16 protein-coding genes are annotated in these 23908 nt (G+C 46.4%); 14 read left to right on the forward strand and 2 right to left on the reverse strand.

Annotated elements, in window-relative coordinates:
* On the forward strand, positions 1-822 hold the full coding sequence (locus DC345_RS03935; protein WP_113051987.1) for a carbon-nitrogen family hydrolase: 822 nt from the start codon (positions 1-3) through the stop codon (positions 820-822).
* 494 nt (positions 823-1316) lie between these two features.
* Here the strand turns inward: DC345_RS03935 and DC345_RS03945 are convergent, their stop codons facing one another.
* Positions 1317-2237: a LysR family transcriptional regulator gene (locus DC345_RS03945; protein WP_064636917.1), complete on the reverse strand. Its 921-nt coding sequence runs from the start codon at positions 2235-2237 to the stop codon at positions 1317-1319.
* 455 nt (positions 2238-2692) lie between these two features.
* Here DC345_RS03945 and DC345_RS03950 point away from each other — a divergent pair, with 455 nt between their 5' ends.
* The 4 genes from DC345_RS03950 to leuD all read left to right on the forward strand — a co-directional run bounded on the left by DC345_RS03950 (position 2693) and on the right by leuD (position 7129).
* Positions 2693-3478 carry a DeoR/GlpR family DNA-binding transcription regulator gene (locus DC345_RS03950; RefSeq protein ID WP_181586478.1) on the forward strand — a complete coding sequence of 262 codons (786 nt, stop codon included), beginning with the start codon at positions 2693-2695 and terminating at the stop codon, positions 3476-3478.
* Positions 3479-3504: 26 nt separating this feature from the next.
* A complete protein-coding gene (nagA, locus tag DC345_RS03955; RefSeq protein ID WP_113051990.1) occupies positions 3505-4647 on the forward strand; it encodes an N-acetylglucosamine-6-phosphate deacetylase in 1143 nt (380 codons plus the stop codon).
* Between the two features lie 425 nt (positions 4648-5072).
* Positions 5073-6494: a 3-isopropylmalate dehydratase large subunit gene (gene leuC, locus DC345_RS03960; RefSeq protein ID WP_113051991.1), complete on the forward strand. Its 1422-nt coding sequence runs from the start codon at positions 5073-5075 to the stop codon at positions 6492-6494.
* Between the two features lie 32 nt (positions 6495-6526).
* Positions 6527-7129, forward strand: a complete 603-nt coding sequence (gene leuD / locus DC345_RS03965; protein WP_113051992.1) for a 3-isopropylmalate dehydratase small subunit — start codon at positions 6527-6529, stop codon at positions 7127-7129.
* A 132-nt stretch (positions 7130-7261) separates the two neighbouring features.
* Here leuD and DC345_RS31635 read toward each other — a convergent pair whose 3' ends face one another.
* Positions 7262-7831 (reverse strand): hypothetical protein, encoded by a 570-nt coding sequence (locus tag DC345_RS31635; protein WP_181586479.1) that lies wholly within the window; start codon positions 7829-7831, stop codon positions 7262-7264.
* 334 nt (positions 7832-8165) lie between these two features.
* On the opposite strand from DC345_RS31635, the gene DC345_RS03975 reads away from it, so the two are divergent.
* From DC345_RS03975 to DC345_RS04015, 9 genes are all read left to right on the forward strand, one after another.
* Positions 8166-9572 carry an N-acetylmuramoyl-L-alanine amidase family protein gene (locus DC345_RS03975; RefSeq protein ID WP_113051993.1) on the forward strand — a complete coding sequence of 469 codons (1407 nt, stop codon included), beginning with the start codon at positions 8166-8168 and terminating at the stop codon, positions 9570-9572.
* A gap of 258 nt (positions 9573-9830) precedes the next feature.
* Positions 9831-11243: an N-acetylmuramoyl-L-alanine amidase family protein gene (locus tag DC345_RS03980; protein WP_113051994.1), complete on the forward strand. Its 1413-nt coding sequence runs from the start codon at positions 9831-9833 to the stop codon at positions 11241-11243.
* A gap of 35 nt (positions 11244-11278) precedes the next feature.
* Positions 11279-11962 carry a GerMN domain-containing protein gene (locus tag DC345_RS03985; protein ID WP_113051995.1) on the forward strand — a complete coding sequence of 228 codons (684 nt, stop codon included), beginning with the start codon at positions 11279-11281 and terminating at the stop codon, positions 11960-11962.
* Positions 11963-12034: 72 nt separating this feature from the next.
* A complete protein-coding gene (locus DC345_RS03990; protein WP_113051996.1) occupies positions 12035-14773 on the forward strand; it encodes an S-layer homology domain-containing protein in 2739 nt (912 codons plus the stop codon).
* Positions 14774-14936: 163 nt separating this feature from the next.
* Positions 14937-15632 (forward strand): endonuclease III, encoded by a 696-nt coding sequence (gene nth, locus DC345_RS03995; protein WP_113051997.1) that lies wholly within the window; start codon positions 14937-14939, stop codon positions 15630-15632.
* Positions 15633-15655: 23 nt separating this feature from the next.
* Positions 15656-15928 carry a hypothetical protein gene (locus tag DC345_RS04000; RefSeq protein WP_024630585.1) on the forward strand — a complete coding sequence of 91 codons (273 nt, stop codon included), beginning with the start codon at positions 15656-15658 and terminating at the stop codon, positions 15926-15928.
* Positions 15929-16222: 294 nt separating this feature from the next.
* Positions 16223-19894 (forward strand): dynamin family protein, encoded by a 3672-nt coding sequence (locus tag DC345_RS04005; RefSeq protein ID WP_113051998.1) that lies wholly within the window; start codon positions 16223-16225, stop codon positions 19892-19894.
* A gap of 321 nt (positions 19895-20215) precedes the next feature.
* Positions 20216-21988 carry an ABC transporter ATP-binding protein gene (locus tag DC345_RS04010; RefSeq protein WP_113051999.1) on the forward strand — a complete coding sequence of 591 codons (1773 nt, stop codon included), beginning with the start codon at positions 20216-20218 and terminating at the stop codon, positions 21986-21988.
* Positions 21985-23835: an ABC transporter ATP-binding protein gene (locus tag DC345_RS04015; protein WP_113052000.1), complete on the forward strand. Its 1851-nt coding sequence runs from the start codon at positions 21985-21987 to the stop codon at positions 23833-23835. Before DC345_RS04010 ends, DC345_RS04015 begins: the two co-directional genes overlap by 4 nt.
* Positions 23836-23908 lie beyond the last annotated feature (73 nt).

The raw sequence follows: 23908 nt of genomic DNA on the forward strand, positions 1-23908 counted from the left end.
ATGACAGAACAGCAACAAAGGGAAATGCGTGTGGCCCTGATTCAGGGCGATATTCAGATCGGAGACCCTGAGGCCAACCATAAACATATGCAGTCTTTGCTCGAACGAGCGGTAGAACAGGTTCCCGACCTGGGATTGGCTGTGCTGCCCGAGATGTGGAATACGGGCTATGCTTTGGAACAAATTCATGAGCTTGCTGACCCGGAGGGCCAGAAATCAAGAGAGTGGCTCGCGGCTTTTGCCCAAAAGCATCGAATCTCCATCGTTGGTGGTTCCATTGCGGAGAAACGTGACGGCCAAATCTACAATACAATGTACGCCTATAATAGTGAAGGAACTCAGGTGACACGTTACGATAAATTGCATTTGTTCCGACTGATGGATGAAGAGAAGTATTTGCAGCCTGGCGCAGAACCGGAAATATTTGAATTGGAGAACGGCCTCACCGCTGGAGCTTCGATCTGTTACGATATCCGTTTCCCTGAGCTTGCTCGAACGCTTGCCTTGAACGGAGCCAAAGCATTAATTGTCCCCGCTGAATGGCCGAACCCGCGCTTGCACCATTGGCGTACATTATTAACGGCACGGGCCATCGAGAATCAGATGTACGTAATTGCCTGCAACCGCGTAGGGAAAAGCGGAGATACCGAATTTTTCGGACATTCCCTCATTATTGATCCTTGGGGTGAAATTGTGGCTGAAGGCGGAGAAGGAGAAGAGATCGTGACCGGAGTTATCCGTCCATCGCTTGTGGATGAGGTTCGTGGCCGTATTCCGGTATTCGAAGACCGTAGACCTGGCATTTATTTTGGTAGCAAATAAAAGTATGTATTTTTCCAATAAAGTGTTTATTCATCCGGGAGGCGGGTAATGATAACTATCCCGTCACCAAGGAGGATGATCAATCAATGGACAACCATGTGAAAGATACGCTCAGGAGACTGGAACAGGAACACACTAGGGTAGATCACTTGAGGCCATTCTTAGAGAATGGGGCAGGAGGGCTATCACCCCCTGAACATTCTGTTCAGGACGAAGGCCGCCTTGTGAATCAACAGAACAGGCTGACAAGTGAACGTAATTTGCGAAAATAAACCGCCAAACTTTAAATTCTCATATGTACGTTTTTACGTTAACAATTCAATGATGATTTAGCAACATTGTGCTGTAACGATGATGTACTGCTAATACCATGTAAGAACTTTATCCTGCGGATGCGGGAGACGAGTATAGAACCAAGGCTTGGCCCTTATGGGTCAAGCCTTGGTTTATTTTATTGCCATGTATAGAGCAGGGTTAATACGCTGACCGTCCAATTATTCTCCTTGAGAGAGCTCGGCAACGGTTTGTTGAAACGTATGAATGAATGCCTCCGCGGCTTTGGAGAGAACCCGTCCTTGGCGGTATGCAACTACAAGGGTACGACTGGGAGTTGGCTCAGCTAGCGGTACATAAACAGGAACAAATTCACTGCGGGGCGCGCGGGCAATAAAGCGCGGAACGAGTGTAATCCCCATACCTGTAGCTACCAATGACTGCACCGTCTCAATATTTGTACTCTCAAACACCACATTGGGGTCAAACCCCGCCTCCTCACACAGATCAAATGTAAGCTTGCGGAATCCCTGTCCTTTCTTCAGCACAACAAAGGGTTCATCGCGAAGCTCTTCCATCCGTACTGGAACTGGATGCTCCGGATCTCCTCTGCGTGCCAGCGGGTGATTTGGGGGGACAGCCAGATCAATTCGCTCTTCACCAATCGTTACATAAGATAGACTTGGCTCCTGCAATGGGAGGGATAGCAGACTTAAGTCAGCCTTGCCACTAGCCGTCAACTTTTCAAGCGTCAGCCCGGAGTCTTCCAGCAAGGTTACTTCAATCTCGGGATAGGCCTGCTGAAATGCGGGAAGCACATGCGGAAGCAGGTGAGAGCCCGTGATCGGCATGCTGCCTACAACGACTTTACCTTTCCGCAGCTGGGAAATGTCCGACATTTCCTGTCTGAGCAGCTCGACTGCATCAATAATTTTCTGAGCCTGCTCTACAAAAGTGACCCCTGCATGGGTCAACTCTACGGTGCTGGTATTACGCTGAAATAGCAGTACGCCCAATTCCTTTTCAAGTTTGGATAGCTGCTGACTTAAAGAAGGCTGGGCAATGTGCAGCTTCTCTGCTGCCCGCGAGAAGTTCCGCTCTGCCGCGATTTGCAGCGTATATTGAAGTTGTCTGAATTCCATATCCACACGTCATTCCTTTCGTTATGCCATCATTATATCACTACAAATGAAGAAATCATTATTTTTGCTGAAACGCTCGCACTGCTTAAAAAGAGTTAATACAACACAGGCAAAACTATAACAAAAAGAACTGTCCCAAGGGAGTGAAAAGCGTGAAGTCCAATTCTGTAACGAGCATTAAAAAAAACTATTGGGAATCCATTCGACTCAAGATCGTATTTATCTGAGTGGTGTAAGTCAATTTGTTTAGCAAATGGCTCCGAAATCCGTTCATTAATTTTTTCTTAGCAGTAAATCTTAACTTATGAAGACGTTAACGGATGTAAATTCATCTGGTTAACGTCTTTTTATTGAACAGCCAGGAATAAATACTTGCACTTACTTAATATTTACTTATAATAACTTGCTAAAATTAAAATAATGCTTATAATTACTTAAAAGGAGGTGCATGTATTGTGTATCAAGAGGAAAGATTGTTAAAAATACTCGAATACTTGAAACAACACCAATCGATGAGTGTTACAGATATATGTACGCTGTTTGAAGTATCAAGGGATACTGCACGAAGGGATATTGTTAGATTAGTACAAGAAGGCGTTGTGATTCGAACTCATGGGGGGCTATCGTTACCTGAGTTACAGAAAGAAATGCTGTCTTATCAGGATCGTTTGATTGATGAATCCGAGAGTAAGAAAAAAATAGGGAAGTTTGGGGCAAAACTTATCCAAGACCATGAGACTGTGATTTTAGACGTATCAACCACGGTGCAATTTGTAGCAGAACAAATTAGCGCAAAAAATTGTACGGTGGTCACGCACTCGATTGATAACGTAGGGATCTTGTCCAATCGAGAGGATCTTCAAATCTATATTCTCGGTGGTTACTTGAATGTAAAGCACCGCTTTTTATATGGTTCTTCCATTATCGACAAACTAAGTGAAATTCGTGCTGATAAAGCCTTCATTGGAGCATCGGCGATCCGGTCTGATGGACTTTATTATCCATATGAAGAAGATGCCCGGGTAAAGAAAGAAATGGCCAGAAGATCTGATCAGGTTATCGTAGTAGCCGATCACACAAAATTTATTGGCAAATCTATTCATCGGCTGGACTTTGATTTCGTTGACATTTTAGTCACAAATCTGGAACTCCCGAGTGAGATCAGAGAAGTTCTGGATCAGAAGAACATCACTGTTATTGAGTGTCAGGAAGAAAATGAAGAGGTTCGAATGCAAGACTGATAACCATCGGGAAGAGGAGGATTTTTATGGATTATATTTTGCATAATGTACAAATGGCACTTCGCAATCGTATCGTTCCATCAGCCAATGTGTGGATTTCTGAAGGGAAAATCATGAGGGTAGACACAGGTGATCTTCCTACGCTAGAAGGAGAGTATGAACGGATTGATGGGAGTGGACATTTGCTAGTCCCAGGAATGATAGATGTCCATATTCACGGTGCCAATGGCTTTGATATGATGGACGGTACTGAAGAGAGTATTCAAGAAGTTTCACGCCAATGTGCTTTAACGGGGTGTACCTCATTTCTGGCTACATCTGTTAGTTCTACGATGGAGGATCTTCTGAAAATGATTCGTAGTGTCAAGCGTGTAATAGGACAAGAAGTGGGAGCAAAGATCGCAGGGATTCACTTAGAGGGACCGTATCTGAACCCGAAGCGAAAAGGAATGCAGAATGAAAAGTATTTGCGGCATCCCAACATAGAAGAAATGAAGATCATTTTCCAGGAAGCAGGGTCACTCATTAAGATGGTTACTATTGCTCCCGAGCTGCCGGGAGGAATGGACTTGATTTCCTTTTTGAAAGAACAGGGAGTAGTTATAGCGATCGCTCATTCGGATGCCACATATGAGGAAGCCAAACAAGCCTTTGCATCAGGTGCGAGTCATGTTACGCATTGTTTTAATGGCATGCGGCCGATCCATCATCGAGATCCGGGTCTGATTGTGGCTGCTTTTGAAGAGAAACATGTAAGTCTTCAAGCTATTGTGGATAATGTCCATCTACATCCTGCTATTATTCGACTGATGCATAACCTGAAAGGACCGGAAGGAATGGTCTTGATCACAGATGCTTTACAAGCAATGGGTATGGGCGATGGGAATTATCTATTTGGAGGCCATCATGTCACGGTATCGGGTGGCATTGCAAGACTGGAGGATGATACACTGGCCTCCAGTACAGTTACCATGAATGAAGCCTTACGTTATACTGTCGAAACCGGAATTCCCTTGATAGATGCCGTACAGATGGCTTCAACTACGCCGGCCAATATTCTTGGATTTCAACAAAAGGGGGGAATTTCCGCTGGTTTCGATGCCGACCTGGTCCTATTGGATGATGAATTTCAGGTTCTCTGGACGATGGTGGGCGGTCAAATTCTATAAATCACTATGATTTCCGATTCCACAGCGAAAGCCCATTAGATAAGTCTAGTGGGCTATTTCATTCGTTTATTTATTTGTGGTTGTACTGATTTTGGACGGAATCATCTGGAGCAGGTTAGACTTGTCATCGCAGCCCTGATAATAGGGCTGTTTTTCTATTTAACATAAAAAGCATTGACAGGGAAGAAGCTGGAACGTAGTATAAGACTTATATGATAATGATAATTGTTATCAATTGTAACCTCTGCATAGCGCAGTGGTTTATTTGCATTTCACTCATTATAGGTTAAACCTATTACATCTATAGATATTATATCTTGGAACAATGAAGGACAGGGTGATATATTTATGTCATTCAAGAGCTTCACTTTTAGAGGAATATATGAGGCTCTTCCAAGGACCGAACTTATGATGAGGTGAAAATGATGAGTAAAAAAACGATGTTTGAGAAAATCTGGGAAAATCACGTGATTCATCAGGAAGAAGGCAAACCAAGCATTTTGTATATCGATCTGCATCTGGTGCATGAAGTAACATCTCCGCAGGCATTTGAAGGTCTGCGTCTGAGCGGACGTAAAGTCCGTCGCCCTGAGCTGACGTTCGCAACAATGGATCACAACGTTCCAACGAAGGATCGTTTTAACATTACGGATCCAATCTCCAAACAACAAATCGACACACTTTCACAAAACTGCCGTGACTTCGGCGTAAAACTGTATGATCTGGATACCATCGATCAAGGTGTTGTTCACGTTATGGGTCCTGAGCTCGGCTTGACTCATCCAGGTAAAACGATTGTATGTGGCGACAGTCACACGTCCACACACGGTGCATTTGGCGCACTCGCATTCGGGATCGGAACAAGTGAAGTAGAGCATGTTATGGCAACCCAATGTTTGCAGCAAGCCAAAGCCAAAACGATGGAAGTTCGGTTTGTAGGTAAACGTAACCCGGGTGTAACGGCGAAGGATATGATCCTCGCAGTCATCGCCAAATACGGTACAGACTTTGCTACTGGATATGTTATAGAATATACAGGTGAGTCGATTCGTGAACTGAGCATGGAAGAGCGTATGACCGTCTGCAACATGTCCATTGAAGGTGGAGCAAGAGCGGGCATGATTGCTCCGGATGAAACAACATTTGAATATCTGCGTGGACGTGAATACGTACCTGCTGATGGCAAATTCGATGAAGCGGTTGCTGCTTGGAAAGAGCTTGTAACTGACGAAGGTGCTGAATTTGACCGTATAGTTGAAATCGATGTGGAATCATTAATTCCGCAAGTAACTTGGGGTACTAGCCCAGGTATGGGAACCGACATTTCTTCGAAAGTTCCTGTCCCGGCTGAACTGCCAACTGAAAATGAACGTAAAGCTGCTGAAAAAGCGCTTGAATATATGGGTCTTACGCCTGGAACACCAATTTCCGAAATCCCGGTTGATTATGTATTTATCGGTTCATGCACCAATGGACGGATTGAAGATTTGCGTGCTGCTGCACAGGTAGCGAAAGGTCACACCGTATCCAGCAATGTTACAGCGATCGTTGTACCAGGCTCGGGACGTGTTAAAATTCAGGCGGAAAAAGAAGGTCTGGATAAAGTCTTCACGGAGGCTGGATTTGAATGGCGTGATGCAGGATGCAGTATGTGCCTGGCAATGAATCCGGATGTATTGAAACCAGGACAACGTTGTGCTTCGACATCCAACCGTAACTTTGAAGGACGTCAGGGACGCGGAGGACGTACTCACCTCGTATCTCCTGCAATGGCGGCTGCAGCAGCGGTTAAGGGACACTTTGTTGACGTACGTGACTGGAATTTCAAAACGGAAGCAGCTATCTAACACAGGAACGGATTGAAGGGAGAACGAATGAAATGGATGAATTCAAAACACTGCAAGGCATCGTTGCACCGGTAGATCGGGTCAATGTAGATACAGATGCAATCATTCCGAAACAATTTTTGAAACGGATCGAACGGACCGGATTTGGACAATTTTTGTTCTACGAATGGCGTTTTGACGAAGAGGGCAACAATAATCCTTCTTTCGAAATGAATAAACCTCGCTACGAAGGAGCATCCATTCTGATCTCACGCGCCAACTTTGGTTGTGGATCTTCTCGTGAGCATGCACCATGGGCGATTATGGACTACGGATTCCGTTGTGTAATTGCACCATCGTATGCGGATATTTTCTATAATAACTGCTTCAAAAACGGCATTTTGCCAATCAAACTGTCGGAAGAGCAAGTAGAAGATCTGTTCCAGCGTACAGCGACTCATGCAGGTTATGAACTGAATGTCAATCTGGAAAACAAAACGATTACAGATGCACATGGATTGCATATTGACTTTGACCTGGATGAACACCGTCGTCAGTTCCTGTTGCAAGGACTGGATGATATTGGCCTGACACTCCAGCATGATGATGAAATTACAGCTTATGAACAGCGCCACGCGGCTAAATTGTTTGGTTAATCAATAAAAAATGTTGCTATTGTAGAAAGCTTCTGTCTCCAGAAAGGAACTGTGTTCCGATCCAAGAGAACAGAAGCTTTTTCTTGTACTCTCAAATGAACAAAACCGAAATAGTAAAGATATTAATCATCTTTATACATAGAATTCAAGATCTTTCTTGGCTGAATGCCTCAACACGTATTCCCCATCACTGTTCAGTTTTCTTGATGCAATTTTGATCCTAGTGTGGTCAAGCCGCGTCTCTCTGAGTACTCGCTTAATCGTTTGAATACCAAGTTTCTCATCCACAACAAAGCAGTATATATTCAAGGCGTACTGAGCGACTGGGTTTGCCGTTTTGCCCATATCATGCCCGTCTACAAACCCTAGCCCTTTCCATCCCAGTTCACTTGTCAATGTTTCACTCGCCTTATCCTTAAGCCACAGATCACGTTTGTTTCCTGCCATGCTCTTCATGGGGTATTGGACGAGCAGCATATATCCCTCCTGTTCTGAAACCTGTTCGTAGCCTTGATTTGTGAAACGCTCTAAAAAATCAATTTTGAATTCGTCCTCATCCCTATACACACCTGTGAAATCTGATTTGCTCGTTGTGCCGGAATTACCGATTGTACCGATATGCTCCACCACCTGACCTTCTTCAATCCAGTATTCCGCATATAGCAGCTTGCCGTCTGGTTCTTTCTTATATAGTGTGAGCATGCTTCTTCCTCCTTGTTTGTCAGATTTTCCGCTTATATAGCAACCTATTTTGTTCGGAATATGTATCCCATAAGGTACATTATAGAATAGAAGAGGACGAGATACATGACATCTTTGAAACGATATATCTTCATATAAAAAGGAGATCATGCACTTGAAGATGATCTTCTGTTGTCGTCTTATTTCCGACTAAATATGACAACGTTGTAACCGGATGAAGTGACAATATCTGATAAACTGATTAGTAGATTATGGAAGGGTAGATAGAGTCGAGTGTTGCATCACAGCGAATCAGGTCGAAGGTTCAAAAGACAAACAGAATGGTGGTTAATGTATGAAGAAATGGTCGGCAGCAGTCTTTGTTTTTCTGTTCCTGTGTTTATTTCCTGTCATGGCAAATGCCGATTCGTCTCCCTCGATTGTGCTGGACGGTGTGACCATTAATCAGCAGTCGGGAGCTCCGGCCGAGAATACTGGCAAGACCGTGATGGTGCCCATTCGGATCGTTTCTGAAAACCTCGGTTATCAGGTGAAATGGGAGAAAGCCACACAGACTGTTCGTATTCTCAAAGGTAACAGAAGTATCCAGATGACGGCAGGCGAAGATGCGGCCACCGTAAATGGAAATCGGGTGAGTCTCGATTCTCCACCTCTAATTAAACAAGGGACTACACTGGTTCCGTTACGTTTTGTCGGTGAAGGCATGGGTCTTCAGGTAGGATGGGACAATGGAACCAAGACAGTAAGCCTATTAAGCATTCCTCCTGTGGCAGGTAACGAGGGTGAAAATGACCCAGTGGAAGCTCCTGAACCGGAAGGTCTGTCTGAACTTCAAAGTATCAGCTTCGGCGGGGATCGTCTAATCTTGGCGACGAACGGGAAAATCACACCGAAGGTTTCCAGTCTCAGCGGACCTGATCGTATCATCGTAGACCTGCCCGGCACCACATTTGCTAAGGAGTTCATCCAGGGACAGGCTTCCAATCTGGATGGCAGCGGAACTCTTCTGGTTACGGATTCATCGCTGGTTTCCAAGGTGCGATATGCAATATTCAGCCAAACGCCTTCAACGGTGCGTGTGGTCCTTGATCTGAGTCAGGCAGCGACTGCCAAATGGTCACTGGGTGAGAACAACGTGTTGCTTGTTGACCTTGCGGCGAGTAATGGAGAGCCAACAAGTCAGCCTGCTGTACCAACCAATGATGGTAAAAAGATTGTTATTATCGATCCAGGACATGGTGGACGACAGTCGGGGGCCGTCAGTGTGACAGGCGCCTATGAGAAGGACTTTAATTTGGCTGTGGGACTCAAAGTTCAGGCACTTCTGCAACAACATACGGAGATTCAGACGGTGATTACAAGGCAGGATGATACGGAATTATCCCTGCAGCAGCGTGTAGATATTGCCCAACTGAATCAGGCGGATATTTTTGTGTCGATCCATGGAAACAAGTTTACAACTCCTGTTCCTAATGGAATTGAAACGTTGTACAGTCGTAAAGATAGCAAGGATTTGGCCGACATTTTGCACAAGCATGTGTTGCAGATTACGGGATTTAAGGATAGAGGAGTCAAAACGGCAAGTCTGCATGTAACCCGTGAATCAACGATGCCCGCAGTTCTGCTTGAACTCGGATTTCTAAGTAATCCAGCTGATGAAGCAATGATGCTGACTGAAGATTATCAGAACAAATGTGCACAGGCCATCGTAGACGGAATTGTAGAATATTTGGGTCTTTAATTTGGGCTGTGCGCAAATATGAAGGTCAGGGTAGTGCGTTGTTTCGAGATGCATAATTGATAATTAAGGAAAAAATCAGACAATAAAATGTAGAAAAAGCTTGATTTGACAACGTTTTTTTTCTGTTATGTTGGAATATATTCGCAACTTTTGAGAGTCCGAGGCGTCTAATAGGTGTCTGGTAATGCCTCAGTGGTCAGTCGGAGCTGAAGGTTCACAACATGCGGCAAAAAAATATGAGAATGGTAGGGGTGAAGGATGAAGAAGTTCGGTTTTTTGGTACTGTTATTTGTCTTTGGGCTCGTTTTCCCGGGCTATAGTCATGCAGCAGCAGATACGCACATTATCCTAGATGGGAAAGAAATTGTGCAACCTTCGGATGCCAAAGCGGAAATCATCAATAGCAGTGTGATGGTTCCGATTCGGGTTATTTCGGAGAGCCTGGGATATGGTGTGGACTGGAAACAGGCAACAAGCACCGTGACTATTAGCAAAGACAACACTGCCATGCAGATGATTGTTGGACAGAAGACGGCAACGGTGAACGGCAGTAACGTGAACCTGGATGCCCCGCCACTCGTGAAAAATGGAACCACACTTGTGCCTTTAAGGTTCATTGGTGAGCAAATGGGTCTTAAGGTGGGTTGGAACAATACAACGAAGACGGTAACATTAGTTACCCAGAATTCAGGTTCCGGAAACGGGACAACCACTCCTCCGAACTCTGGTAATGACGGTGGAGGATCTGATCAGGAGGGTCTTGTACTGGTGAACGGCATCAGCTTCAGTGACAACCGCTTTTTGATTGCAACTAGCGGAAATACGAAGCCGAACGTCTTCACGATGACAGGACCGGATCGAATCGTTATAGACTTGCCAAATACCGCATTCGCTGACTCTTTTAGTGAAGGACAAGCTTTGGACAGCAACCAGAATGGACAGCTTGTCGTGAGTGGATATCCGGATGTGTCGAAGATTCGTTATTCCTTGTACAGCAATAGTCCTTCTACTCTTCGTTTTGTCATTGATCTGACCAATGCGAAAGGTTATGACGTGCAAAGTGACTCTGGTCTGGTTATGATTGATCTGAACAAAGAAGGCACTACAACACCGCAGCCTCCTGTTGGCAACAACGGCAAAAAAGTTGTTGTTGTAGACGCTGGACATGGTAATCAGGACCCGGGAGCCATTGGTGTAACCGGCAAGAAGGAAAAAGACTTCAATCTGGCAATGGCTCTGAAAGTGGAAGCATTGCTGAAAAAAGAATCTAACATTGACGTTGTGCTTACGCGCAGCGATGATACATTTTTGGCTTTAAGTGAACGAGTGAAAATCGCAGAAAAATTAAAGGCGGATATCTTTATTTCTATTCATGCGAACAGCGGGTCTGCAGCGGCAAACGGTGTGGAGACATATTACACCCGTTCGAATAGCAAGGCATTGGCTACGGTGATGCACAAGTATCTCTTGCAATCATCTGGCCTGAAGGACCGCGGAGTAAAAACGGCAAGTCTCCACGTAACCCGTGAAACAACGATGCCGGCTGTTTTGCTGGAAGCCGGTTTCCTGAGCAATAAGAGCGATGAAGCCGCATTGTTCACTGAAAGTTTCCAGAACAGTGTAGCCAAAGGGATTGTTGCAGGGATCAAGGAGTATCTGGGAATTAAATAAGGGTTCAACCCTTATGATCAGGAGGCGGAGTTAGAATGAACAAAAAATTATGGATTGCAGCGCTGCTGGTAACGGTTATGACAGTTGCTGCTGGATGTGGAAGCAAGCCAACAGCTGCTCCAGCTCCAAATCAGACTCAAGGTGCGGGAACAGAGAATAATGCGCCTGAGGATCAGAATGAGACGGATATTACTGAACCTGTAACTGTGGATCCGGAGGATACAACGACAACGACACCGGGTAACACAGAAGGCAGTACGGAGGGTACAACGACTCCATCGGGTGGAACTACTACAGAGAAGCCTGGAACTTCCGAAACTAATGAGAAGAAGACCATTGATGTGTACTACACAGATCTGGAAGAGTTGGAATTGCACAAAGCATCGGCAGTTATTTCTTATTCTTCTGATGAAGCCAAGTACAAGGCTGCATTTGCAGCGCTGCAACAAAGCAAAGACGACAATCTTGTTCCGCTTTGGGCTAAAGAAATTGAATTGAAATCTGTTCAGTTCAAAGACGGTGCGCTTACCCTGGATATTCACATGCCGGATACAGCACGTCTTGGTGCAGGTGGCGAAGTGTTTGCCATTGATGCTTTGAAGCAAACGTTCTTCCAGTTTGATGAAATCAAATCACTTGATTTGCTGGTAGATGGCCAGCAATCCGAGAGTTTGATGGGCCATGTGGATCTTGAGCATCCAATGACACGATCCGAATAGGTTGTACAGCATGTTGTTTTACCGTGAATCTGCGGAATATCGGCCGTTTTACATGAGAGAGGGGAATCACAGGTGACTTTTAAATATAACAATCCATCACACTCTAAAAAAGTAGTTTCAGCCGTGCTTGCAGGCATGATGGCCCTTAGCGCCGGCGGAGCTGCCATGGCAGCAGAATCAACAGATACGGGGCAAGGCCAGACTGCAACTGTAAACAATACAGCTGCACCAACCGGTTTGTTCAGTGATATCAAGGTCGGATATTGGGCTGAGAAACATGTGTACAAACTGGCCTATCAAGGCATTCTTCTCGGTAACAACGGCTTGTTCCGTCCGGGAGACGCGGTAACGCAGCAGGAAGCTGTGACAATGGCGATCCGTTTTATGAACAAGGAGGACCAGTTGAACGACAGCACGGCTACGGCATTACCGACAAATATGGAAGTGGGAAACTATTTCAAGCCTTATGTCGCTTTGGCGCTTCAACTGGGACTGATTGATAAAACCGAAGAATCTACAGTGGATGTGTCCAAAACATCCTGGGGGCAGAAACAGGCATCACGTGAATGGATTACAAAATTGTTGATCCGTTCGTTGAACAAGGATGCTGAAGCGAAGGCCCAAAACAACCAATCTACCGGATTTGCTGATAATGATAGCATTTCCGAAAGTGGCAAAGGGTACATCAATCTGGCTGTAAGTTTGGATCTGGCCAAAGGTGTAGAAGGCAACAAATTTAATCCAACCGGTTCTGTGACTCGTGCCCAACTCGCTACATTCTTTAGCCGCGGCGAAACCTTAACGGATACGAAGTATGCGAACACATTCACGGGTTATGTAACTGGATTAAAAGATGGGCAGATCACACTGGTTGTGGACGGAAAAGCTGTTAACTTCGCAGTGAACAGCAGTACTCCTTACTTTACAAAAGACAGTGAATCTCGTGCATCGTCTGCGGATGTGAAGCTGTATACAAAAGTTCAGATTGTAGGTACTACGGGTACAGCTTCCTATGTAGAAGTGGTTGATGCTACGCCGCAGGTAGAAAGCGTTGAAGGTACATTTGCTCGTTCATTATCAGGTAATAAAATTGGCTTGTTTGTAGGCGAGAATTATGAAACATATGGCTATGATGAGGCAACAGCATTTATCGATCAAAATGGAAATGCAATCAAACTGTCTGATATTACAGCAGATAGCACCATTGAAGTACAACGTGAGACGTTCTCGGCTGATAAAAAGACAGTTGTTATTCGTGTGAAGTCCGGTATTGTAAACAAAAGTGATAGTGGTGTCGTTGCTGAAGTAACGACTTCTGCCAAAACGATTAAGCTTACCAATGCAGCCGGAACTACAGAGCAATACACGTATAACGATAATCTGATCATTCGATATCAAGATCGAATCCTTTCCTTGGCTGAGCTCAAAGCGGGAAGTGCAGTGAAGTACACGGTGAAAGACAGCATCCTGCAAACGATCGAATTGTCGCAAGGTGTAGAGCAGTCTTTACGTGGTACACTGGTGGAGATCGGTGGTAACCAATCCACACTGACGTTTAAACGTGAAGGTGGATCGCTGGAAGCGAAGCTGCTTGCAGAAAAGCCGGAAGTAGTTATTAACGGAATCCAGGATGCTACGCTGAATGATCTGATTACTGACGCAACTAATGGAGATCAGGTTGAACTTACGCTAAACTCTGAAGACCGTGTGACGCGCATTCAAGTGATCGGACGTCAGATGGAGCCAATGAACGGAGTTTCCGTTGTATCCTACAACAGTAAAACAAAAGTATTGACGGTTCTGGACAGCAATAAAAAACCGTTTGTGTTCACGCTTGATGACAAAACGAAGCTGGACTACAACACATCGAAACCTACACTTGCTGGATTGGAGTCTTTGTTAAATGATGGTCGCAAATTGGATCTGACGTATGTGGGAACTCGTGCGTTATCCGTTAAAGTGATCTACAAATACGAAGGCACAATCAGCAGTATTGATACTTCTGGAAGAAAAATTAGTTTGTTGTCTGGAAACCAGACGATCACGGTGCCGTACTCTACGGTTCCAACAATCGAGATTTACAACAAATCTGGAGCAGGTCTGAGTGATCTGAAGATCGGTGATAGTGTCACAGTTACGCTGGGTTCGAATCAGGACTATGTGCAGAAAGTGGCTTTGAACACCGTGGCTCAATTTGAAGTAGTTTCTGTAGAAACCAATGGACGTGTCCGTGTGAAATCGGATTCGCTGACAAGTCAGTTCTACGTTGATCAAGCGGTACTGACAGGAGAAAGCGGTCAGACCATTACGGCATCACAATTGACAGCGGGTAACCTGATCAACGTTACATTTGAGGGAACAACGCCTAAAGCGGTTCAAGTTGTTAAACGTACGCTTGCGGAGGTTACATCTGTTGATGCTTCGTCAGTTACACTGAAACTGTTCAATGGTCAAAGTGAGACGGTTCCTGTTAGTGGTTCTGTAAAAGTGGTTAAATCGGGATCTACGTTAACTACTCTTGGCAGTCTTACTGTAGGTGACCGTGTTGAGATGACGAAGGACACGGATAATTCCACCCGTTTCAGAGTGCTGACGGTCATGAGCAAACAGTTCTGGTCTTATGATGGAGTCGGTAACCAAATTTTGGTTAAACGTGAGTCCACATCTGACACAAATTATCGTTTTGCACTGGGTACAGGCGCATTTGTTCACCAGGGTGACAACACTTTAAGCGTGCAATCTCTCAAAGATAATGATAATATTGTATTGTATCTCCTGAACAACGTTGTACTGGAGATCCAAAAACAGTAATCGTTTCTTTTCGAGGATCAAAAGAATGACCGTCTTGATGCGGGATCTTTCCCGTATCAAGACGTTTTTTTTGCAAGATTTTTGGGGTCCCCGCAAAGTACTCGAAAGAAGCTTCGAAGTAAGGCTCCACTGTGTGGAGTCATTTTGTGGGAGGTAGCTCTTCATGAATGCAGCCACTGTTAGACATATACTCGATACAATGGAAGCGATGTTTCCTGATGCACATTGCGAATTAAATCACAGCAATGCGTTTGAATTGACTGTAGCCGTTCTGTTGTCTGCCCAGTGCACCGACGAAACGGTAAACAAAGTAACCGTAGACTTGTTCAAAAAGTACACCAGTCCTGCTGATTATCTGTCCGTTCCTCTCGAAGAGTTGGAACAGGATATCCGGCGTATCGGTCTGTACCGAAACAAGGCCAAGCATATTCAGAACATGTGCCGAATTTTAATAGAGCAGTATGGCGGTGATGTACCGCAGGAACATGATCAGCTTGTGACGCTCCCCGGTGTCGGGCGGAAAACTGCAAATGTTGTTGTATCCAATGCATTTGGAGTCCCGGCAATTGCGGTGGATACGCATGTTGAACGTGTATCCAAAAGGCTGGCACTGGCAGGTTGGGATGACTCCGTACTTGAAGTCGAGAAAAAATTGATGAAGCGCGTACCCCGGGATGAGTGGACTTTAACTCATCATCGGTTCATATTTTTTGGACGCTACCATTGCAAGGCACAAAACCCTCAATGCCATATCTGTCCATTGCTGGACATATGCAGAGAAGGTAAAAAGCGTATGAAAACGTCCCAAATCAGGAAAGATAAGGAACGTGCTACAACCCCAAAACGAAAAATAAATTAATGAGCAGAAGAGGATGAGTTATTATGAAATGCATTTCCGTGTACACTGACAATTTTGAGGCCTTCTCCGATATTTTTGAACAAATCGTTGAACAGGAAATGGCTGAAAACGAAGAAAAAGAAGTAGAAGGTATCACTGTAAGCCATTCTGGCGATGTGCCTGAACATTATCTCGAGCGTATGTCCACGAAACCAGAAGTGGTTGTTATGAGAGACAAAGGTCGTGACATTACGATTTTGCAGCACGGACAAGTATTTGAAATTTTGCTGCCTTCGATGGAGAACGCTGTTTCTTAAGAGATTTGATTTAATAAGCTATGCTGCTTCTATGTACAAGGTTATCCTTTTAAAGGTGATCCAATTGGGCATGGACGCAGCATGCTTCTTATGGAATACAATTGTTTCACAGATAAAACCGACAGGATCGGTTTTATTTTTTTATGTGGAGAATTACGATGTGAAATTATCTTTGTCAGTCATCTTGCATTCAGACCGTTCAATTTCAAACTTGATAATGGTAAAATAAATGAATTATAAGATAAAGACATCGGACCAGATGTCAAATTAGAGGAGCCAGGGGGAAGGCCAGTCATGTCCAGAACAGATTACCCAGTAGAGATGGCCAAACCTCTGCTTCCACTGCGAGAAGCGATGGAGCAGACAGGGGACCATACAGCTGTACAGGCTTTAACGGATTTGATCAGTAAGGCGGAAATGAAACAGTTAACGATTGCGTTTTGTGGACACTTTTCGGCAGGCAAATCGAGTCTAATTAATAGTTTATGTGGCAAGCGGGTTTTGCCTTCGAGTCCTGTACCTACAAGTGCGAATGTTGTATCCATCCGTAACGGTGAGCCGAGAGCACTTATTTATACGTCATCGAACGTAAGCGCTGACAATTCAGCGGGAGTACTTGAGGTTTCTCCGGAACAATTGGAAGAGTATTGCAAGAATGGTGGGGCTTACACCTCCATTGAAGTATGGGATGACATTCCCCTACTGAAAGATGATGCCGTATTACTTGATACGCCAGGCGTGGATTCGACCGATCAGGGGCACAGCCTAGCAACACATTCAGCACTTCATCTTGCCGATGTGGTGTTCTATGTGATGGATTATAACCATGTGCAATCGGAAAGCAACCTTTCTTTTGCCAAAAGTCTATCCGATTGGGGCAAACCGTTGTTTCTTATCGTAAACCAGATTGATAAACACCGGGAACGCGAGCTTTCGTTTGACCAATATGTTGAAGGTGTAGAAGCTATTTTTGCAGCCTGGGAAGTCCGGTATGATGGACTGCTGTTTACTTCGCTTCGGGACAAGGAGCATCGTTACAGCCAGTGGAAGCAGCTTCCTCAACTGATTGAACATATGATGAAAGAGAAGGAAGGTTTAATCAAGCATAGCCTTGCAAGCTCTGCGAGCCATGTGACCGAGCAGCATCTGACAAGACAGGCAGAGGAACGCGAAGAGGAAGAGTCAGCACTTCTGGAGGAAGTTGGGGGCAAGGAAGGTATTGAACGCTTGGAACGGGAACTGGGTCTCCTGGATCAAAAGGAAGCAGAACTTCGTTCCAAACCATCACGTGAACGGGAGAAGTTTCGGGCGGAGTTGGAGCCCCTTCTGGCAAATGCGAACCTGACACCTGCCGATATTCGTACCTCTGCGGCGGCCTATTTGGAGAGCCGTAAACCCGGTTTCCGGGTAGGCTTATTATTCTCTGGGGGTAAGACAGAGCAGGAGAAACAGCGTCGGGCTGCTGAGCTTGTGAGACTTTTGCAGGATCAAGCTTCAGGGCAAGTTGAGGTGCATATCCGTACAATGCTCAGACAGTTGGGTGAAGCCCATCAGCTGTGGGGTGCGGAGTGGGAGCAGGCGTTGAACTCGGAGCTGCCTGCGGTAGATGAAGCACTTCTGGAGATGAAACGGAGCGTCAGTGCAGAGGTATCTCCCGAGTATGTGCTTCAATTCAGCAAAGATATACGGAGCGAGATGGAGGCCCGTTACCACAGGGCGGCCATGATGCTGGCCGACCGCTTGCTTGAAGCGCTGGGCGCGCAGGGCGAAGCCGCGCTCCAGGCGCTGGACGCCAGCCGCGCCGCGCTGCTGGCGCAATCGGCGTCGGCGGCGCGCTACACGGCGCTACAGCGCGCCGCCGACGCCGAGGCAGCAGGGCTGCGCAGCCTGCTGCCTCCGGCGGGCCCCCTCACCTCCGGGCTGTTGCCGGAGGTGCAGGGCCCGCCCGTGCCCGCGCACGAGCCGGGTGAAGCACCCGGCCCGCACACGGGCACGGCAGAGTCTGTGGCTGCGCAGCCACAGACTCCAGGGGCACCGCCGCCGCGAAAAGCGGCGGTGCCTGGGCAGCCGGCGGCTGGCGCACAGCGCCGCCGGCGCCTGGACGCAGCGGCGGCACGGCTGGAAGCCGCCGCTGCGCTGGTAGAGCCGTACCCCGCCATGGGGTCGGCGGTACGGGATCTGCGTGCACGCGCGGCTTCGCTTGCGGGCGGCACGTTTACGCTGGCGCTGTTCGGAGCGTTCAGCGCCGGCAAGTCCTCCTTCGCCAACGCGTTGCTGGGCGAAGCCGTGTTACCGGTCTCGCCGCATCCAACGACAGCGGCAATTAACCGGATCATGGCTCCGTCCGATGGCGCGGAGCATGGAACTGCCCGGGTCCGGATGAAGACTCCGGACGCCTTCCAGGAAGATCTCGCATATTCCTTCCGTTTGCTTGGACTGGGTGAGCCTGGGGCAGACTGGCAAAAACGGGTCAAAGCCCTCTCGCCACAGGATGTGCATCCGGCGGGACGTCCGCATTACAGCTTTTTGCAGGCAGCCGCAGCAGGATGGGAGGATACCGCAGCTCAACTCGGCCAGGATGTGCTGGTGGATCTGAACGGATATCGTAACTTTGTTGCTAATGAGAAGAAGTCTTGCTTTGTCGACAGTATTGATCTGTACTACAGTTGTGATGTCACAGAACAAGGCATTGTTCTTGTAGATACACCAGGGGCTGACTCCGTGAATGCCCGTCATACGGGCGTCACTTTCAATTATATGAAAAATGCGGATGCACTCATTTTCGTAACGTACTACAATCATGCCTTCTCTCAGGGAGACCGACAATTCCTGAATCAATTGGGACGTGTGAAAGACAGCTCGGCGATGGATCAGATGTTCTTTGTGGTTAATGCCAGTGATTTGTCTTCCTCTGAAGAGGAGTTGGAGCAAGTTCTTGACCATGTGAGTACTCAGCTGCGCAGTAATGGCATACGGGCACCACGCCTATTTCCTGTATCCAGCATGCTGGCAATGGAAGGCAAGACGGGCAACGATGCGAATTTGCTGGAGCAATCCGGCTTCATTCAGTTCGAGGAAGAATTTAACCGGTTTGCAGGAAGTGAGCTTGCGGACCTTGCGGTTGGTGGAGCTTCTGAAGAGATCGCACGGGTAATAAAACGATTGAAGACACGTGCCGAGGATGCAACCCAGGGGGAAGAAGTTCTACAGCGACGACGGAATGAGCTGGGCTCGATCCAGGAACAGTCCCTTCAGAGGGTACATTTGCTCGCGGAACGGTCCATGAAGGCAGAACTGGCCCAGGAAACGGCTGAACTGCTGTTCCATGTGCGGCAGCGCCTGGGTTATCGTTTTGGTCTGTTCATGGCAGAAGCGTTCCATCCATCCGTTCTTCGTGAGGATCGCGGGAATCTGAAAGCAGCCTTCGCTGCCTGTGGTCGCGAACTGCTGCGCATGATTGCCATCGAACTGGAGCAGGAACTGCTTGCGACTACACTCAGACTCGAACAGGCAGGTCAGACTTGGCTGCACAAGCAAGTGACCGAATGTGTAGATGAATTGAAACGATTATCCGGAGGCATGGATCTGACGTTACCGCTGAACGAACGCTGGAGTACACCTGCTTTGGAAGAGGTTCGTTTGGAAGAACCTTCGGGTTGGAAAGCGTATCTGAGTTATTTCCGTAATCCGAAACAGTTCTTCGAAGGAGATGGACGACAAAGGCTGCAGGAGGCACTTGATCCTGTTATTAAACAAATGGTGATTGATGTTCTGCCTGCTGCAGAGAATAAGCTGGTTCAATTCTATGACAACCAGCTTGTGCAGTCTTTGCAGCATCAATCCCGTCAATTGGAAGAGAGACTTGAGGAGGCCGTGAGTGCCCTTCATGAGACACTGACCAGTGGAATTCCTGCCGAAGAATGGGAGAGTCTGTCTGTACAACTGGGGCAGATTGAACGTGAATAAAAGGGATTCGAATCCATGTCTGTATGTAAACGGTTGAAAAGCGAAATGAGATATACAGCGATATTTTGAAATGTTGTCGTTGTACCAAAAAAGGCCCCTGCCTCTAAAGGCATACAGGGAGCCTTTTTTGGTACGAACAACCTGAAAGGAAGAGAATATTCAAACATTTGATTGATAGGAGGGTATCTACCTTCCTTAATGACGCATTAAGGTGAAAGTAGCCTGAATATGGTCGCTTATTCGCTTTGCCGCGAATGGGGGACGGTGATAAACTTCATAAATGTTCATACTGTTTTTGAACGATATAAGAGGAGGAGAGACATGGATGTTCTCAGGCAATTGCAGATCTTTTTCTGGGAGAAGCGCACGTATTTATTTTTATCGATCTTATGCCTCGCCATAGCGACCGCGCTTGGACTGGTGTATCCGAACCTGCTAAGGATACTGATTGATGACGTCATCACTCCGCGCAATTTTGAAGACGTTCCCAAACTTGCTTTAACGGTATTAGGTGTCGTTATTCTGAAAGCGGGAATGCAATTTTTACACGGTCTTTTTGGAGGGCGTCTGGGGAACTTCCTGGCGTACCGACTTCGTAACGCTTGTTACGAAAAGCTTCAATTTTTATCCTTCCGGTATTACGACACGGCCAAAACGGGAGATTTGATGTCCCGCCTCACGGGAGATCTCGAAGCGATCCGTAACTTTATCGGATTTGGCTTCGCTCAAATTCTCAACATGGTTCTGATGGTCGTATTCGGCGCAATCATGATGATGACGATGAGTTGGAAGCTTACCTTGCTAACGCTCATATGTATTCCTCTGCTTGCCTTCGTTGCGCTGAGATTCGAATCCCGAATTCACCCTGCATTCCAAGAAATGCGGCTGGCACTCAGCTCTTTGACGACAGCAGTACAGGAGAATATTACAGGTGTGCGTACTGTAAAGTCATTTGCACGTGAACCTCACGAAGTGGAGAAGTTTTCCGTTCGTAACGAGCGTTATAAAACGAACCAGATTCATGCAGCAACATTATGGAGTCAATATTTTCCGATCATGGAGATTCTCGCTTCGGTCAGCGTAGTTCTTCTGCTCCTCATTGGTGGGAACATGGTTATTCAGAAAACGTTAACACTCGGTCAACTCGTTGCCTTTTTCAGTTTGATCTGGTACATAATCGGTCCAATGTGGAACCTTGGTTTCCATATCAATAACTATACGCAATCCAAAGCATCGGGTGAACGGGTGTTGGAACTTTTGAATACGCCGGTAGATGTACAAGAGACAGAAGATCCGGTCATTGTAGAGGCTGATCAAGTCAAAGGGCATGTGACCTTTGAATCCGTTACCTTTGCCTACGGCAATAAAATGCCGGCCGTGACCGATATCAACTTTGATGCACCACCAGGCTCCGTCATTGGCTTCCTGGGAGGAACAGGCTCGGGTAAATCAACCATTATTCAGCTCCTGATGCGTGCATACAACGTGAACTCGGGCACCATCAAGCTGGACGGCAAAAATATCAAGGATATTGGAATCCGAAGCCTGCGGAGTCAGATTGCTTCTGTGTTCCAGGAAACGTTCCTGTTCTCTTCCAGCATTCGCAACAACATTTCATATGGACTCAAAAATGTAACCATGGATGAAATTATCCGTGCAGCCAAACTGGCCAAAGCACATGAGTTCATCATGGAATTCCCAGAAGGATACGATACGGTCGTAGGGGAGCGGGGAATGGGCTTGTCTGGAGGACAGAAACAGCGGATTGCGATTGCAAGAGCTTTGCTCAAGAATCCGAAAATTCTCGTTCTGGATGATGCAACCAGTGCAGTCGACATGGAGACCGAACATGAAATTCAATCCGGATTCCAGGAAGTCATGCGTGGAAGAACGACGTTTATCATTGCGCATCGGATCTCTTCCTTGCGTCACGCAGATGAGATTCTGGTACTGGATGAAGGACGTGTCGTTCAACGTGGCACACACAAACGTCTCATCGAAGAGCCTGGGCCTTACCGGGACGTATATGAGATTCAATACGCAGATTATATTGCCCGCGGTAAGCGGGAGGCTGGGGAGCAGGTGAATTCATGAGTGCCGAAACGGTAGCCGATAGGCGCGAGGTCAAAGAGACCTCTGACAAGAAAATGAATGAACGTTTTGTATATCAGGACGATGAAATAATTGAAAAACCGTTTAATTGGCGTGAGTTCGGACGTTTGTTCTCATACATGAAACCTTATGCAAGACAACTCTTGCCACTTATTATTCTAATGATGATTTTGGGTACCATTACAAAATTGTCCGTTCCATTTTTGATCAGTTTGGCGATTGATAAAGCGATTGCACCTGCAACGGGTTTGCCAAGCTTGACGATGCTTTATATTATTGCCGGTTCTGTACTTGTGTTGTATCTGATTCAATGGGCGGCTAATACGTACAGAATCAAATTGACGAACATTATCGGGCAAAGGGTCATTTACGATCTTCGCTCGGATCTGTTCAAACATATCCAGAAGCTGTCCTTTAACTTCTTTGACAAAAGACCTGCGGGATCCGTATTGGTGCGTGTCACCAATGATATCAACTCCCTGCAGGATCTGTTCACCAACGGTGCGGTCAATGTCATGATCGACTGTGTGCAGCTGCTCGGTATTATCGTCATTTTGCTGCTAATCAACTGGAAACTGGGCCTCGCGGTCATTATTACGGTTCCGCTCATGTTTATTATTTCAACCAAACTGCGTGTGCTGATCCGCCGTGCGTGGCAGGATGTACGGATGAAAAACTCCCGCATCAACTCCCATTTGAATGAATCCATTCAGGGAATCCGGGTGACTCAGGCGTATACGCAGGAAAAAGAAAACATGAAGTATTTTGACAACATGAATCTGTCGAGCAAAAAATCATGGGATAGAGCATCAGCCATGAACCAGGGCTTTGGTCCTCTGATTGAAATTACAGGCGGCTTCGGAACGTTAATCCTGTTCTGGTTTGGTGCTTATCTGATTCAAGAGGGGCAGCTGACAATTGGATTGCTTGTTGCCTTTGCCAACTATGTCGGCAACTTCTGGGACCCGATCAACCGTCTGGGACAGATGTACAATCAATTGCTCGTTGCCATGGCTTCCTCCGAACGGATCTTCGAGTTTATGGATGAGGAGCCGAGTATTGCAGATAAACCTGGAGCCAAGCCGCTTGCATCTATTAAAGGAGATATTGTATTCGACAATGTCGTGTTTGAATATGAGAAGGGCAGACAGGCGCTGAAGGGGATCAGTTTCGCTGCAGGTGCCGGACAATCGATTGCCCTTGTAGGTCATACGGGTTCAGGTAAAAGTACCATTATCAATCTCATCAGCCGGTTCTATGACATATCTGGCGGACGTCTCACCATAGATGGTCAGGATGTAAGGGATGTAACGGTTGAAAGTCTGCGCAGCCAGATCAGTATTGTATTGCAGGATACGTTCATTTTCTCAGGTACCATTCGTGATAATATTCGTTTTGGACGGCTGGATGCAACCGATGAAGAAGTGGAAGAAGCTGCGAAGGCTGTTAATGCCCATGAATTTATTATGAAGCTGCCGGGTGGATATGATACGGAAGTCGAAGAACGCGGGAATGTATTATCCATGGGACAACGGCAATTGTTATCCTTTGCCCGTGCCTTGCTGGCTGACCCTCGAATCTTGATTTTGGATGAAGCGACTGCCAGCATCGACACCGAAACAGAGCTCAAAATTCAGGAGGCTTTGAAAGTGTTGCTGCAAGGAAGAACTTCCTTTATGGTGGCCCACCGTCTCTCCACAATCCGAAATGCGGATAACATTATCGTGCTGGATCATGGTGAAATCAAGGAAGAAGGAAACCATGAGCAACTTATCCAGAAACAAGGAGTTTATAATGGATTAATAGAAGCTCAATACAGATTTTTGTAAAAATTGATCGAAAAAACACAAAAAATCTTGTAAAATTCACAAGAAAAATAGGGAGCACTCTTGCATTCTTTAA

It is taken from the genome of Paenibacillus taichungensis, from assembly GCF_003287275.1.
Classification (GTDB): domain Bacteria; phylum Bacillota; class Bacilli; order Paenibacillales; family Paenibacillaceae; genus Paenibacillus; species Paenibacillus taichungensis_A.